This is a genomic window from Aeromonas sp. R5-3 (genome assembly GCF_040908225.1).
GTDB classification, from domain to species: Bacteria; Pseudomonadota; Gammaproteobacteria; order Enterobacterales; family Aeromonadaceae; genus Aeromonas; species Aeromonas dhakensis.
The window spans coordinates 183,705-198,737 of sequence record NZ_JBFODH010000002.1; the positions used below are offsets into that span (position 1 = coordinate 183,705).

The following is a 15,033-nucleotide window of genomic DNA, read 5'->3' on the forward strand; positions in this document are numbered from 1 at the left end:
GATGATTGGTAATACGGAACTGGAAGCCCTTGGCGACAAGCTGCAGACCACCCTGGTGGAGCTGGTGCGCTGTCGGGAGCGCGAGGCCAAATACCGGCAGGAGTCGCAAACCCTGCTGTGCGGGGTGGCCACCCTGGCCGATGCCCAGACGCTGGAGCAGGTGCTGGACAGCCTTATCCAGGTGCTGAAACCCTTCATCGGCTTCGAACACGCGGATGTGGTGGCCTGGGAGGGCGAGGGGGGGCTGACCCACCTCAGCACCCAGGAGGGGGAGGTGGGCCGCCCCTGGCAGCTGACTCCTATCTTCTCCCGGGCTATCGAGGGGGAGACCCTGGTCATCTATGACCCGACCCAGTTGCCCGAGCTGGCGCCGCTGGCCGATGTGACGGGCTGGGCCAGCGTCATGATGACGGGGCTGCGGGCCCCCGGTTTCTCCGGCGTGCTCATCTGCCGCCACTCCCTGATGGGCACCTTCGATCTCAAGAGCAAGGCCGCCATGCAGCGCTGCCGGCCGCTCATCTCCCAGGCATTGGTCAACATCGCTTATCGGGCCCGCTTGCAGGAGCAGGTTGAACTCAAGACCCTGGCGTTGCAGGCGGGTGAGCTGCGTTTTCGCAGCTTTGCCGGCATGGCCTCCGACTGGTTCTGGGAGACGGATACCGAGCACAGGCTGAGCTACGTCTCGGCCCCTGGCCAGCAGGAAGAGATTCTGGTGCATCAGACTGGCCAGAGTCTCTACGACTACGCCTATGACAGGCGGGATCCCGAATGGGGCAAGTACCGCCGGCTCATCGGCCTGCACCTGCCGGTACGGGCGGTGCGGGTGCAGGTCAGCCTGGCGCGGGGGCCGTGCTGGATGGAGATCAACGCCGAACCCTGTTTCGACGGGGCCGGTGTTTTCATCGGCTATCGCGGCACGGCGCGGGATGTGGGCAACCAGATCCGCCGTGAGCAGGAGCTGGCCAGGGCGCGGGACGAAGCGGAGGCTGCCAACCGCGCCAAGTCGCAGTTTCTGGCCATGATGACCCATGAGATCCGCTCCCCCATGAACGCGGTGCTGGGCATGCTTGATCTGCTGCAACACGCCCAGCTCGAACCCCAGCAGCAGACGCTGCTTGGCCATGCCACCCATGCGGCGCGCCTGCTGCAGACCATCATCGACGACGTACTCGATTTTTCGAAGATTGAGTCTCACACCCTGGAGTTTCACTGCGAGACGCTGCAGCCGGCCCAGCTCTGCCAGTCCCTCATCGAGCCGTTGCTGGCACGGGCTGTCGCCAAGGGCATCGACCTGCGCTGGCAGGTCGATGAGGCCGTGCCGGCACAGTTGCAAGGGGATCCGGTGCGACTCTCCCAGGTGATCAGCAACCTGCTTGGCAACGCGGTGAAATTCACCAGCACGGGTCGGGTGTTGTTACAGCTGGAGTGGCATGATCAGCAGTTGCGGGTGACGGTGACCGACACCGGGATCGGCATCTCGGCCGAGGATCAGGCCCTGCTGTTTGAGCCCTTCTCCCAAGTGGACAGCTCGGCGACCCGCCGTTTCTCCGGCACCGGACTGGGGCTGGCCATCAGCAAGCGGCTGGTGGAATTGATGGGGGGCAGCATCCATCTGCGCAGTGCCCCCGGCGAGGGCAGCTGTTTCTGGTTCGATTTGCCGGGCATGGCGCTGCCATGCGAGTGCAGCAGCCGACCCGAGCCGGATCAGCAGCCCATTCAGGCTCTGGATGTGCTAGTGGTGGAGGACAGCCCGGTCAACCAGCTGGTGGTCTCGCTTATGCTGCAGAAGCTGGTGAGCCGGGTCAGAGTGGCCGCCAACGGACTGGAGGCGCTGGCGCAGGTCGCGCAGCAACAGCCGGACCTCATTCTGATGGACATGCGGATGCCGCAGATGGATGGACTGGAGGCGACCCGCCGCTTGCGGGAGCTGGGTTACCGCATGCCCATAGTGGCGCTGACGGCCAACGCCATGGCGGAAGACAGGGCCCGTTGCCTGGCGCAGGGCATGGATGATTTTCTGGCCAAGCCCATCAGTCTGATGCGGCTGCGAGAGTGCCTGCAACGCCATTTTCATCCCGCATCAGCGAATCGCAGCTAAAAAAAATGGTCAACCTGGGTGGTTGACCAATTCTTCAGCAAATACTGAAGAGAGCACGGGATAAATCGGGTTGTACGATTCTATATGAAAAAGTCGTGCCAACTTTTCAGAACCGGTTTTACAGGGCTTGCAGCGCGATTATCGGTTTTTATTGCGTCCTGCAATTTGCAAAATGCGAAATTGACATTTTCATTATCGGAATATTTGCATTTTGCAAAGCCCGAATTGACTCACTGTGCGATCAGTCGGCGCAAGAATTGACGAGCCGCTTCGCTATTTTGTTTGGCAATCAACATCTGCTTCTCATAGATCGGCATCGGCAGGATCTCGAGCCAGCGTTGGCAGAGCCAGGCTGCATCGTCAAACCGCTTGTCCGGATAGAGCTCGTCGAGCTCCGGATATTGCTCGAACACTTCCTGCAATCGGGTGACCAGCGGCTTGTCGCTGAAATTGGAGTGGGTGCTCGGCCAGTTGGGCAGGGCCTCGACCTTGGCCCGGCGCAGACCCAGCTCGTCAGTCTCCATCTCGTGGATGCAGAATCGTTCCATGCCGAGCACGGTGACACCAAGCAGGCCGTCATTCAGGGTGTAAAAGTCGGTGACTTTGACCCGGGTGCCGACCGGCAGGATCCGACCCGACTTGCCCGAGGTGGTTGCCTCTTCCATCACGATGCCAAACCCCTGGTCATTGATGAATGACTCTTTGAGCATCTGCAGGTGGCGCGGCTCAAACAAACGCAGAGGAAGCTTGCCACCAGGCAGGATGTGGGAAGGCAAGGGGAACAGTGCCAAAGGTTGAAGTTTCATGTTCCATCCTCCATTCAGTTGTTACTGAACAGGACAATGCAGCGACTGTGCCAGAGGATAAAAAAAGCCACCGGACGGTGGCTTTGGCTGGGTAAAAAGGGGGCTTAGTTGCGCTGCTCCAGGTACATGACAGCCGCTTCCACGCGGCTTTGCGCCTCGAGTTTCTTGAGCAGGCTCTTGACGTGAACCTTGACCGTGCCTTCGGAAATATGGAGCACGGAGGCGACCTGTTTGTTGGAGAGGCCCTTTGCAATTTCACGCAGGATTTGCATTTCGCGACGCGTTAAGCTCTCCAGCTTCTGCTGCAGGTGATCCAGCTCGTAGATGTTCTCGAGGTAGGGGCGCAGCGGTTCGCTCAGGATCTGCTTGCCGGTCATCACGTCTGCCAGCTGGGCCAGCAGCATATCGGGCTCGGTGTCCTTGAGCAGGTAGCCATCGGCACCGGCCTTGAGCAGGGCCACCACATCCTGACGGGCATCGGAGACGGTCAGGATCACCACCCGGGAGGTCACCTCCTCGGCGCGCAGCGCCTTGAGGGTGTCCAGGCCCGAGAGACCTTTCATGTTGAGGTCGAGCAGGATCAGGTCCGGTTCGGACTCCTTGGCCATGGCGACGGCGTCGGTACCATTGGAAGCTTCACCGACGACCTCGATGTTCTCTTCCAGTGCCAGCAGTTGCACAATCCCTTTGCGCATGAGGGGATGGTCATCCACGACCAGAACACTATATTTCATCTCGTCCATCAGGCGTCTCTTGTTAGGCTGGTGGGAAAGGTCAGATGTACGCAGGTGCCTCTGGGCGGCCTTTCACTGATGGTCAGCAGGCCATGCAGCTTGTTGGCACGCTCGTTCATGATGCTCAGGCCGTAGTGGTTGACCGCCGAGCTTGCGATCCCTATTCCGACACCATCATCTGAAATCTGAACCTGGATGTTACCATCGGCGAGGGTCTCACAGCTAACATCAATCACTTGTGCGCTGGCATGTTTGATGGCATTGAGGACTGCCTCACGGATCAGCTGCAAAATGTGAATGTGCTGACCCGCCTCGAGGTCGGTATCGGCCAGACCGTAATGGAGCCTTATATCGGCCTGGGTCTGCGGCTTGAGTTGCTCCAGCATCACCTTGATGGCTTCGCCGAGATTGGCGTCACCAATACTGAGGCGGAAGGTGCCGAGCAGCTCGCGCAGCTGGGTGTAGGCGCTGCCAAGCCCCTCGTCGATCTGCTGCATGGCGGCTTCGGCCTTGGCGGTATCCCCCTTGGCAAACGAGCGCTTGAGCAGGGTAGCCTGGATCTTGAGATAAGAAAGAGCCTGGGCCAGAGAGTCGTGCAGCTCGCGGGCGATGACGGCCCGCTCTTCCATCAGCAGCAGGCGCTGGTGTTGCAGCAGGGTCTGATCCTTGTGCAGCACCTGGGCCAGCAGCATGGAGAAGTTCTTCATCAGCCGCTCGTCGATGGGGTGGCTGCTGATGACGTCGAGCCGGCCATACTCCTGCTCGTCCATCTGCAGATAAAAGCTGACCACCGCCTCCAGATCGCCGGGCCAACCCTTGCGGCCGGTGATGTAGTCCGGCATGGCGTTGTGCTCGAAACGGGTCAGCCGGATGTAGTCGATGTGCTGGTGGGCCGCCGCCCGCTCCAGCAGCTTGAGCAGGGTGCGCCGGCTCAGCGGCGCCGCGTGCAGCTTCTGGGCTGTGCTGTAGAGGAAGGAGAGGGTGTCGTTGGCCTGTTGCAGCTTGGCGGTCTTCTCTTCCACCTTGCTCTCCAGCTCCCGGTAGAGCTTGCCGAGCTCATCGGCCATGGTGACGAAGGCCCCTGACAGCTCACCCAGTTCGTTTTCGCAGCGGGGGGGTAGGGTCAGATCGAACTCCTGGCGCTGGATCTGGCGGGCGCAATAGACCAGCTGGTTGAGCGGGGCCACCACCTGCTGGCGGGTAAAGCGCACCGTGAACCAGGCGATGGTGATGATGGAGAGCAGCCCCAGCCCTTCGGCCAGCGCCAGCATGCGCACCTTGAACTCCACGTGATACTGCATCTGGTTGACGAAGTCATCGATGGCGGCGACAAACTGCTCTGTGTTATCCGTATAGCGCCGCGGGGTGGCATTCTCGATGTGCTCGCGCATCACCTGCCACTGCTGCAGCACCTCGCCGTAGGTGCGACGCAGGGAGGCTGGCGTGATCCAGCGCTGGGTCTCCTGCAGCTCGGCGGCGTGCAGGGTCTGCTCGAACTGATCGAGCCGGCTCAGCACCTGCTGGCCCTGTTCAATCTCGTAGGCCATCCGGTAGGCCTGCATCCGTAGGGAACCGGAGAGGTTGATCGCCTTGGCATCGGGCACCGAATAGAACAGGGTCACCATGGCCACCACGGCGATCAGGCTCGCCATGAACAGGATGAGCACCATGGAGCGCCCAATGGCGCTGCTGACCGAATGTACTTTGAACCACTTTCCCATGCCGGCTCTCTTCCTTCACTGCAGACAATAACCCCACAAAGTAGCATGGGAGTGTACTCCAACTTGTGCTAGCATCGAAAAACTAGATGAACTCCGAGCGGTTTTGCCTAAGTCCTCATGATAGGGGGAAACCGCCGTCAGCCGATGTTCGAGCTGTAAGGGTCAGGAAAGAAATGCCCTGGCCTCCCGTATTTGGAAAGGTGTTTATGTCGACACTGCAAGATGGTTTTTCCCGTCGTTTTTACTATTTGCGCCTGTCGGTCACCGACGTGTGCAATTTTCGTTGTACCTACTGTTTGCCGGATGGCTATCGGCCACCGGCCGGTGGCAAGGCGGGGCGCCAGCCCTTTCTCTCTCTCGAAGAGATCCGCCGCGTCGTCGGTGGCTTTGCCGCCATGGGCACTCGCAAGGTGCGTCTGACCGGCGGGGAACCCTCCCTGCGCCGGGACTTCACCGCCATCATAAAGACGGTGGCCAATACCCCCGGCATCGAGAAGGTGGCCATGACCACCAATGGGTATCGTTTGAAAGAGCGGGCCAAAGAGTGGTTCGATGCGGGCCTGACCGCCCTCAACGTCAGCGTCGACAGCCTGGATCCGCGTCAGTTTCACCAGATCACCGGCGAGAACAAGCTGGCGGAGGTGATGGAGGGGATCGAAGCTGCGCTGGCCGCCGGCTTCAAGTCGGTCAAGATCAACGCCGTGTTGCTCAAGGGTCTCAACGACCATCAGCTGGATGCCTTCCTGGCCTGGATCCAGCACCAACCCATCGAGCTGCGTTTCATCGAATTGATGCAGACTGGCGAGATGGATACCCTGTTTCGCGATCACCACGCCAGCGGGGCGCTCATCAAACAGCGTCTGCTCGATGCCGGTTGGTTGCAGCAGCTGCGTGGCGACGACGATGGCCCCGCCCAGGTATTCATGCATCCGGAGTCGATGGGTGGGGTCGGACTCATCATGCCCTACAGCAAGGATTTCTGTGCCGGTTGCAACCGGCTGCGGGTATCTTCCCTCGGCAAGTTGCACCTCTGCCTGTTCGGCGATCACGGGGTGGAGCTGCGTGATCTGTTGACGGATGACGGCCAGCAGGATGAATTGCAGCAGCGGATCCGCAGCGCCCTTGCCGGCAAGGCGGCGACCCACAGGCTGCACGAAGGCAATGCCGGCATGACCCCGCATCTGGCCTCCATCGGTGGCTGAGCGACCTCGCTCGAAAAAATAGCCATCGATTAATAAGCAATCCTCAAATGGGGGTATTTTGTCTTGCCCCCGTTGTTCTTTCCTGCGCCAAGGGTTTGATCCAGCGCAAGAATCCCCCCTGTTTATCTCCCTGGTGGTATATCCCTGAACTTGTCAGGGCCGCAATATACACCCACTCTTATAATAGGTATTGAAAATACCTGTCATGGGACTCACTCGTGCGCCATCACCTGCAACAAGGAGCCGTTATGCCGGATGGGGTCAACCTGTCGCGTCGCAGTCTGTTTCGGGGTCGTCTGACATCGAATGAACCTCGGGTACAACTGCCCTGGTCCGTCGCCTGGTCCGACTTTGCCGCCGACTGCACCCGTTGCGGTGACTGCCTCACGGCCTGTCCGGAGCAGATCCTGATCAAGGGGGATGGTGGTTTCCCGACCGTGGATTTTCTGCGCGGCGAGTGCACTTTTTGCGGGGAATGTGTCGCCGCTTGCAAAGTGCCGATATTTCGTCCGACCACGGAGGCGCCCTGGCAATACATCGCCCATATTGAAGCCAGCTGTCTGGCTCAGGGTCAGGTGTTCTGCCAGCGCTGCCAGGACAGCTGCGAGCCCAGGGCGATCCATTTCTCCCCCGTGCTGGGCCGGGTGCCTACTCCCAGCATCGAGGCCGCAGCCTGCACCGGTTGCGGTGCCTGCGTGAAGGATTGTCCGGTCGGCAGCATCCGGGTGGGTGCCCCCGCCAGCGAGGAGTCCAGATGAAGCAGGATGTGTGTGAAGCAGGAGCCACAATGAAACAAGAGTTCCATGTATCGAGCCTGGTGGTGCTGACCCAGCCCTCCTTGCGCCACCGGCTCGCAGAGCAGATCGCCACCCTCGAGGGGGCCGAGATCCATGCAGTCAGTGATGAGGGCAAGCTGGTGGTGACCCTGGAAGGCCTGAGCCAGCGGCCCATCATGACGGCCATCGATGCCATCAATGCGATGCCGGGCGTGCTCTCTGCCGCCCTGATTTACCACCAGTTCGATGAGCTCGATGCCCAGTGCAAGGAGTAGCGCCATAAGGTCGAGCCTGCGTGACTCATCATGATGGCCGCCATGGATGCACAGAAAAACGACGCCAGGGTTCTAGTTCGCCGCCCTGAGCCAAAACCAGTTCGATACACTCGACAACTTACGCGATAAGCAATGTGAGGATATGCCATGAAGCTGAGTCGACGCGACTTTATGAAGGCCAACGCGGTGGCGGCAGCCGCTGCCGTGGCTGGTGTCAGTGCCCCCACGCTGGCGGCCAATCTGATCACCAGTACCGACAAGACTGCCATCAAGTGGGACAAGGCGCCGTGCCGTTTCTGCGGTACCGGCTGTTCCGTGCTGGTGGGTTCCCAGGATGGGCGCGTCGTGGCGACCCAGGGCGATCCCGATGCACCGGTCAACCGCGGTCTTAACTGCATCAAGGGTTACTTCCTGTCCAAGATCATGTATGGCCAGGACAGGCTGACCCAGCCCATGCTGCGCATGACCAACGGCAAGTTCGACAAGAACGGCAACTTCGCCCCCATCAGCTGGGATCAGGCCTTCGACATCATGGCCGAGAAGTTCAAGGCCACCCTGAAAGAGAAGGGGCCGACCGCGGTCGGCATGTTCGGCTCCGGCCAGTGGACCGTGTGGGAAGGCTATGCCGCCGCCAAGCTGATGAAGGCCGGTCTGCGTACCAACAACCTGGATCCCAATGCCCGTCACTGCATGGCGTCCGCGGTCGTGGGCTTCATGCGTACCTTCGGCATGGATGAACCCATGGGCTGCTACGACGACATCGAGCAAGCCGACGCCTTCGTGCTGTGGGGCTCCAACATGGCCGAGATGCACCCCATCCTCTGGTCGCGCATCTCCGATCGCCGCCTGTCCCACCAGGACGTGCAGGTACACGTGCTCTCCACCTTCGAGCATCGCAGCTTCGAGCTGGCGGACAACGGCATGGTGTTCACCCCGCAGACCGATTTGGCGATCCTCAACTACATCGCCAACTACATCATCCAGAACGACAAGGTGAACTGGGAGTTCGTCAACAAGCACACCCAGTTCCGCAAGGGCACCACGGACATCGGCTACGGCCTGCGTCCCACCAACCCGCTGCAGCAGAAGGCCAAGAACCCGGATAACGGCGACTCCACCCCGATGAGCTTCGACGACTTCGCCAAGTTCGTGGCGGATTACGATCTGGAGTCCGTCTCCAAGCTCTCCGGCGTCTCCAAGGACAAGCTTGAGAAGCTGGCCCAGCTCTATGCCGATCCGAGCAAGAAGGTGGTCTCCTACTGGACCATGGGGTTCAACCAGCATACCCGCGGTGTCTGGGCCAACAACCTCTGCTACAACATCCACCTGCTGACCGGCAAGATCTCCCAGCCGGGTTCCGGTCCCTTCTCCCTGACCGGTCAGCCCTCCGCCTGCGGTACTGCCCGTGAAGTGGGTACCTTCGCCCACCGTCTACCGGCCGACATGGTGGTGACCGAGCCCAAGCACCGCGCCATTGCCGAGAAGATCTGGAAGCTGCCGGAAGGCACCATCCCGGAGCAGGTGGGCTACCATGCCGTACTGCAAAACCGCATGCTCAAGGATGGCAAGCTCAACGCCTACTGGGTGATGTGCAACAACAACATGCAGGCCGGCCCGAACATGAACGAAGAGGGGCTGCCCGGTTATCGCAACCCGGCCAACTTCATCGTGGTCTCCGATCCTTATCCGACCGTGACCGCCCAGGCGGCCGACCTCATCCTGCCGACCGCCATGTGGGTGGAGAAAGAGGGGGCTTACGGCAACGCCGAACGTCGCACCCAGTTCTGGCACCAGCAGGTGAAGGCACCGGAAGGGGCCAAGTCCGACCTGTGGCAGCTGATGGAGTTCTCCAAGCGCTTCACCGTGGAAGAGGTGTGGCCGGCGGAGCTCATCGCCAAGATGCCGGAAGTGAAGGGCAAGACCCTGTTCGACGTGCTCTATGCCAACGGTCAGGTCAACCAGTTCCCGAAAGAGCAGAGCAAGGGGGCGCTGAACGACGAGGCAGAGCACTTCGGTTTCTACGTCCAGAAGGGTCTGTTCGAAGAGTACGCCACCTTCGGTCGCGGCCATGGTCACGATCTGGCGCCGTTCGATCAGTATCACGAGGCCCGTGGCCTGCGCTGGCCTGTGGTGGATGGCAAGGAGACCCTGTGGCGTTATCGCGAAGGGTTCGACCCCTATGTGAAAGCGGGCGAGGGGGTGCGTTTCTACGGCAAGCCCGACGGCAAGGCGGTGATCTTCGCGCTGCCCTATGAGCCGGCCGCCGAGGTACCGGACAAAGAGTACGACATGTGGCTCTCCACCGGTCGCGTGCTGGAGCACTGGCACACCGGCACCATGACCCGCCGGGTCCCCGAGCTCTATCGCGCCTTCCCGGATGCGGTACTGTTCATGCACCCGGAAGATGCCAAGGCTCGCGGCGTGCGCCGTGGTGAAGAGGTGATCGTCTCATCCCGCCGTGGCGAGGTGAAGACCCGGGTCGAGACCCGCGGTCGCAACCGTCCGCCCAAGGGACTGGTGTTCATGCCCTTCTTCGATGCGAGCCAGCTGGTCAACAAGCTGACCCTGGACGCCACCGATCCGCTCTCCAAAGAGACGGATTACAAGAAGTGCGCCGTCAAGGTCGTCAAGGCATAAGGCGGGGAGCGCGAGATGAGTCGTAGTCGGCGCCAGTTTCTGGCCGACATGGCCAAGGGGGCCTGCGGTGTGGGCCTGCTTGGCGTGGGGCTCGGCGGCATGGCGCGTCAGCAGGTGCAGGCCATGCCTGCCCAGGCGCTGCGCCCGCCGGCTGCCCTCGACGAGGCACAGTTCCTCGGCGCCTGCGTGCGCTGCGGACTCTGCGTCGAGGCCTGCCCCTACGACACCCTCAAGCTCGCCCGGCTGTTTGAACCCGTGACCACCGGCACTCCCTACTTCAAGGCGCGCGCCGTGCCGTGCGAGATGTGTGATGACATCCCCTGTGTGGCGGCCTGCCCGAGCGGGGCGCTGGATCAGGCCATGACCGACATCGATCAGGCGCGGATGGGGGTGGCGGTGCTCATCGATCACGAGACCTGCCTCAACTACCTGGGGCTGCGTTGCGACGTCTGCTACCGGGTCTGCCCGCTGATTGACAAGGCGATCACCCTGGAGCTGCAGCACAACCAGCGCACCGGCAAGCACGCCATGTTCCTGCCCACGGTGCACAGCGATGTCTGCACCGGCTGCGGCAAGTGCGAGCATGCCTGCGTGCTGGAAGAGGCTGCCATCAAGGTGGTGCCTCGCCAGCTCGCCAAGGGAGAGCTGGGCCACCACTACCGGCTCGGCTGGGAAGAGAAGGCGAAGGCGGGCAAGTCGCTCATCGGCGACAGGCTCACCCTGCCGACCCGCAAACCGGAGGGGCTATGAGTCGTTATCCGGGAGTCGAAGCCACGGCCAGGCTGGGCTGGTGGCGCGCCCATCGCTTCCTGCTGTTGCGCCGGCTCAGCCAGTTTGGCGTGCTGGGGCTGTTCCTGCTGGGACCGCTGGCGGGCAGCTGGATCCTCGAGGGCAACCTTTCCAGCTCACTGTTGCTGGAGACTGTGCCGCTCACGGATCCGCTGACCCTGCTGCAATCGTTGGCGGCGGGCCATTGGCCCATCCCCACCCTCTGGCTGGGGGCAGGGCTGGTGCTCGCGGGTTACTGGCTGGTCGGGGGGCGGGTGTTCTGCTCCTGGGTCTGTCCGGTCAACCTGGTCACGGATGCCGCCGCCTGGCTGCGAGCCCGGCTCGGTCTCAAGGGCAACGGTCAGTTCAACCGCTCCACCCGCTACTGGCTGCTGGCCATGGTGCTGGTGGCGCCGGCCATCGCCGGTGTGCTGGTGTGGGAGCTGGTCAATCCGGTGTCGCTCACCCTGCGCGGTCTGCTGTTTGGCATGGGGGCGGGCTGGGCCCTGCTGGCGGTGCTGTTCCTGTTCGACCTCTTCGTGGTGGAACGGGGCTGGTGCGGTCACCTCTGTCCGGTGGGGGCCTTCTATGCCCTGGTCAACCGGGTCGGGTTCATCAAGATTTCTGCCAAGGGGCGCGAGCGGTGCAGCAACTGCATGGATTGTTATGCGGTCTGCCCGGAACGTCCCATCCTGCGCGGCCCCGTTCACGGTGCCAAGCGTGGTCACGGGCCCTTGATTGCGGCTCAGGAGTGTACCAACTGCGGCCGTTGCATCGATGTCTGCGCGGAGCAAGTTTTTGAAATCACTGTAGGTTTTGCCGTCAAGGCAGAGAAAACGTCGGAGAACAAATAATGAAGAAGCTGATTGGAGCAATGCTGGCCTGTCTGATGGCAGGTTCCTTGATGGCGGCAGTCCCCGAGATCACCAACAGCACGGGGGGCATCAAGTCGGAACGGGGGAGCACGGATCTGGTGACGGATGCCGATGCGGCCCCCATGAAGAACTTTCGCAAGGATGGTGACCTCTACGATCGCCAGTACATGCATCAGCCCCCGCTGATCCCCCACGACACCCGCAACTATGAAGTGGACAACAAGGTCAACAAGTGCCTGGCCTGTCACAGCTTTAAGAACGCCAGTGCCATGAAGGCCCCCAAGATCAGCCCGACTCACTTCGAGACCCGTGACGGCATGACGTTGGGAGAAGTGTCCCCCCGTCGCTACTTCTGCCTGCAGTGCCACGTGCCGCAAGCGGATGCCAAGCCGCTGGTGGAAAATACGTTTAAACCAGTTGAAGCCTTGAACTGAGGAACCCATAGATGAAATTACCCGGCTTTATCCAGCGTCTGTGGACCACCTTCAAGTCCCCCTCGAAGGCAGCCCTCTGGGTACTGCTGCTGATGGGCTTCTTCGGCGGGGTCATCTTCTGGGGCGGTTTCAACACCGCCATGGAAGCCTCCAACACCGAAAAGTTCTGCACCAGCTGCCACGAGATGAAGGACAACGTGTTCGTGGAGTACCGCGACACCATCCACTATGCCAACCGCTCCGGCGTGCGCGCCAGCTGCCCGGATTGCCACGTGCCGCACGAGTGGACCTACAAGATCATCCGCAAGGTGCAGGCCTCCAAGGAGCTGTGGGGCATGATCACCGGCAAGGTGGACACCCGCGAGAAGTTCGAGTCGCACCGGCGCGAGATGGCCGAGCGGGAGTGGAAGCGGATGAAAGACACGGATTCGAGGGAGTGTCGCAACTGCCACAACTTCGAATACATGGACTTCTCCCTGCAAGGCAAGCGGGGTGCCCAGATGCACTCCACCAGCCTCGCCAGCGGCGAGAGCACCTGTATCGACTGCCACAAGGGCATTGCTCACCAGCTGCCCGACATGACAGGGGTGAAGGGCTTCTAAGTCTGCACCAGCAACGAGGCCGGGGTCACCCGGCCTCGTTCATATTTCGCCCGGCCAGGGCAAAAGCACCACTGTGCCTCCTTTAAATCCCCCCTCTGGCGGGAGTTTTGATAGAATCGGCCCGCCGTGAGTCGCAGCGCATGACAGCAAGGTCAAAGGTTCAGCCCGGGCGGGCATGGACCGTGCCACCAGCGAGCGCTGTCAGCCGGGATCCTGGCCGCTTTTCTTCTTCTCTTTGCTCACGGTCCTTTGCCATCAGGAGCTGCCCATGGGACAGAAACACAACGCATTCATTCCCCTCAAGATCGCCGTGCTGACGGTCTCCGACAGCCGCACCGCTGCCGATGACAGCTCGGGCGACTATCTGGTTTCCGCCCTCGCTGAATCGGGCCATCAGCTGGCCGACCGGGCGCTCTGCCCCGACAATCTGTTTCGTATTCGCGCCCAGGTGAGCGACTGGATCGCCGATGAGGGAGTGCAGGTGGTGCTCATCAACGGCGGCACCGGCTTCAACGAACAGAACCGGGTGCCCGAGGCGGTCGGGGTATTGTTCGAGCGCACCGTGCAGGGTTTTGGCGAACTGTTCCGTCAGCTCTCCTTCGCCGACATCAAGGGTGCCGCCATGCAGAGCCGCGCGCTGGCGGGTCTCGCCAATCGCACCCTGATCTGCTGCCTGCCGGGCTCTACCGGTGCCTGCCAGCTGGGGTGGGAGAAACTTGTCCGCGATCAGCTCGATGCCCGCACCAAGCCGTGCAACTTCGTCTCCCATCTCTGAGGGCCTCTGATGAACCCGACCGAATCCAAGCAGCCTCAGCCCGGCCTGACCCATCTCAACCAGAGCGGCGAAGCCCACATGGTGGATGTGACCGACAAGCAGGTGACCGAGCGTGAAGCCCGCGCCGAGGCGTTTGTCGCCATGGCTCCCGACACCCTGGCCCTGATCCTGAGCGGTCAGCACCACAAGGGGGACGTGTTCGCCACCGCCCGCATCGCCGGCATCATGGCGGCCAAGAAGACCTCGGATCTCATTCCCCTCTGCCATCCGCTGGCATTGACCCGGGTGGAGGTAGAGATAGAACCCCAGGCGGCGCAAAATAGGGTCCATATTCGCACCCTCTGCAAGCTCTCGGGCAAGACAGGGGTGGAAATGGAAGCGCTGACCGCCGCGTCGGTGGCGGCACTGACCATCTACGACATGTGCAAGGCGGTGCAAAAGGACATGGTGATCGAACAGGTACGTCTGGTGGAGAAAAAGGGCGGCAAGTCCGGTCACTTCCAGTTGAATGCCGGTGCAGGAGAAAACGCATGATCAAGGTACTCTTTTTTGCGCAAGTCAGAGAGCTGGTGGCCTGCGACGAGCTGAGCCTGCCCTGTGACTACGCCAGTGCCGAGGCGCTTCGCGCCGCCTTGTGCGAGCGCGGCGACAAGTGGGCGCTGGCGCTGGAAGCGGGCAAACTGCTGGTGGCGGTCAACCAGACCCTGGTGCCGCTGGATACGCCCCTTCATGATGGCGATGAGGTCGCCTTTTTCCCGCCGGTGACCGGAGGTTGATGATGAGCGAGGCAACCATGATCGATCGCATCCTGGTACAGCGGGAAGACTTCTCGCTGGCTGACGAATATGCCCGTCTCGCCGCCCGGCAGGACACCGGCGCCGTGGTCAGTTTTGTCGGCAAGGTGCGCGACTTCAATCAGGGGGAGCACGTGAAGGGGCTGGCCCTCGAGCACTACCCCGGCATGACCGAGAAGGCGCTGACGGACATAGTGGCCGAGGCCCGCAGCCGCTGGCCCCTGCAGGAGTGCACCCTCATTCACCGCATCGGCGAGCTGCTGCTCGGCGATCAGATCGTGCTGGTGGTGGTGAGCAGTGCCCACCGCGAGGCGGCCTTCGAGGCCTGCCACTTCATCATGGATTTCTTGAAAACCCGGGCGCCGTTCTGGAAAAAAGAGCTGACCGCCGAAGGGGTACAACGCTGGGTCGAGGCCAAGGAGAGCGACAACACTGCCGCCGCCCGCTGGCAAGCTTGACCTGTTCAAGGGGGCTGGCTCATCGGGAGCCGCGGCCCCTGTTTTCGGGGCCGCCCCCTTGGCTGGGGACCGATAAAA

General features: G+C 61.7%; 16 protein-coding genes and 1 riboswitch. Of the genes, 13 read left to right on the plus strand and 3 right to left on the minus strand.

All coding sequences use genetic code 11. From position 1 onward, the window contains the following. The first annotated feature begins 1 nt into the window (after position 1). Positions 2–2,098, plus strand: coding sequence for an ATP-binding protein (locus tag AB5Y95_RS00840; RefSeq protein WP_368159338.1), 2,097 nt, complete (start codon positions 2–4; stop codon positions 2,096–2,098). A gap of 230 nt (positions 2,099–2,328) precedes the next feature. Here the strand turns inward: AB5Y95_RS00840 and AB5Y95_RS00845 are convergent, their stop codons facing one another. The 3 genes from AB5Y95_RS00845 to narQ form a co-directional block, all read right to left on the minus strand. Next, positions 2,329–2,904: an LON peptidase substrate-binding domain-containing protein gene (locus AB5Y95_RS00845; protein ID WP_005299312.1), complete on the minus strand. Its 576-nt coding sequence runs from the start codon at positions 2,902–2,904 to the stop codon at positions 2,329–2,331. A gap of 104 nt (positions 2,905–3,008) precedes the next feature. After that, positions 3,009–3,647 carry a two-component system response regulator NarL gene (gene narL / locus AB5Y95_RS00850; RefSeq protein ID WP_005299317.1) on the minus strand — a complete coding sequence of 213 codons (639 nt, stop codon included), beginning with the start codon at positions 3,645–3,647 and terminating at the stop codon, positions 3,009–3,011. Continuing rightward, positions 3,647–5,359 (minus strand): nitrate/nitrite two-component system sensor histidine kinase NarQ, encoded by a 1,713-nt coding sequence (gene narQ, locus AB5Y95_RS00855; RefSeq protein WP_024942815.1) that lies wholly within the window; start codon positions 5,357–5,359, stop codon positions 3,647–3,649. The genes narL and narQ overlap by 1 nt, the downstream gene beginning before the upstream one ends. Positions 5,360–5,438: 79 nt before the next feature. After that, positions 5,439–5,578, plus strand: a riboswitch (molybdenum cofactor riboswitch). Between narQ and moaA the strand changes: the two genes are divergently transcribed. From moaA to moaE, 12 genes are all read left to right on the plus strand, one after another. Beyond that, positions 5,566–6,561: a GTP 3',8-cyclase MoaA gene (moaA, locus tag AB5Y95_RS00860; RefSeq protein ID WP_368159340.1), complete on the plus strand. Its 996-nt coding sequence runs from the start codon at positions 5,566–5,568 to the stop codon at positions 6,559–6,561. (Overlaps the previous riboswitch by 13 nt.) A 248-nt stretch (positions 6,562–6,809) precedes the next feature. Then, on the plus strand, positions 6,810–7,319 hold the full coding sequence (gene napF / locus AB5Y95_RS00865; RefSeq protein ID WP_139725978.1) for a ferredoxin-type protein NapF: 510 nt from the start codon (positions 6,810–6,812) through the stop codon (positions 7,317–7,319). Positions 7,320–7,348: 29 nt separating this feature from the next. Next, entirely contained in the window at positions 7,349–7,612 is a 264-nt protein-coding gene (locus AB5Y95_RS00870) for a chaperone NapD (RefSeq protein WP_324002143.1), read from the plus strand. A 147-nt stretch (positions 7,613–7,759) separates the two neighbouring features. Then, complete coding sequence (napA, locus tag AB5Y95_RS00875; RefSeq protein ID WP_216972624.1) at positions 7,760–10,249, plus strand: nitrate reductase catalytic subunit NapA; 2,490 nt, start codon at positions 7,760–7,762, stop codon at positions 10,247–10,249. Positions 10,250–10,264: 15 nt separating this feature from the next. Beyond that, complete coding sequence (gene napG, locus AB5Y95_RS00880; RefSeq protein WP_216972625.1) at positions 10,265–10,999, plus strand: ferredoxin-type protein NapG; 735 nt, start codon at positions 10,265–10,267, stop codon at positions 10,997–10,999. Further along, entirely contained in the window at positions 10,996–11,871 is an 876-nt protein-coding gene (napH, locus tag AB5Y95_RS00885) for a quinol dehydrogenase ferredoxin subunit NapH (protein WP_368159343.1), read from the plus strand. The genes napG and napH overlap by 4 nt, the downstream gene beginning before the upstream one ends. Continuing rightward, positions 11,871–12,326, plus strand: a complete 456-nt coding sequence (locus AB5Y95_RS00890; protein ID WP_005299342.1) for a nitrate reductase cytochrome c-type subunit — start codon at positions 11,871–11,873, stop codon at positions 12,324–12,326. The genes napH and AB5Y95_RS00890 overlap by 1 nt, the downstream gene beginning before the upstream one ends. Before the next feature lie 11 nt (positions 12,327–12,337). Next, positions 12,338–12,928 carry a cytochrome c3 family protein gene (locus tag AB5Y95_RS00895; protein WP_005299345.1) on the plus strand — a complete coding sequence of 197 codons (591 nt, stop codon included), beginning with the start codon at positions 12,338–12,340 and terminating at the stop codon, positions 12,926–12,928. A gap of 268 nt (positions 12,929–13,196) precedes the next feature. Continuing rightward, a complete protein-coding gene (gene moaB / locus AB5Y95_RS00900; protein WP_010634441.1) occupies positions 13,197–13,703 on the plus strand; it encodes a molybdenum cofactor biosynthesis protein B in 507 nt (168 codons plus the stop codon). 9 nt (positions 13,704–13,712) lie between these two features. Then, on the plus strand, positions 13,713–14,237 hold the full coding sequence (gene moaC, locus AB5Y95_RS00905; RefSeq protein ID WP_010634440.1) for a cyclic pyranopterin monophosphate synthase MoaC: 525 nt from the start codon (positions 13,713–13,715) through the stop codon (positions 14,235–14,237). Beyond that, the gene (gene moaD / locus AB5Y95_RS00910; RefSeq protein ID WP_005299353.1) at positions 14,234–14,479 is read left to right on the plus strand and encodes a molybdopterin synthase sulfur carrier subunit; all 246 of its coding nucleotides are present in this window, start codon (positions 14,234–14,236) and stop codon (positions 14,477–14,479) included. The genes moaC and moaD overlap by 4 nt, the downstream gene beginning before the upstream one ends. 2 nt (positions 14,480–14,481) lie before the next feature. Beyond that, entirely contained in the window at positions 14,482–14,955 is a 474-nt protein-coding gene (moaE, locus tag AB5Y95_RS00915) for a molybdopterin synthase catalytic subunit MoaE (RefSeq protein ID WP_024942809.1), read from the plus strand. The last annotated feature ends 78 nt before the right edge of the window (positions 14,956–15,033 follow it).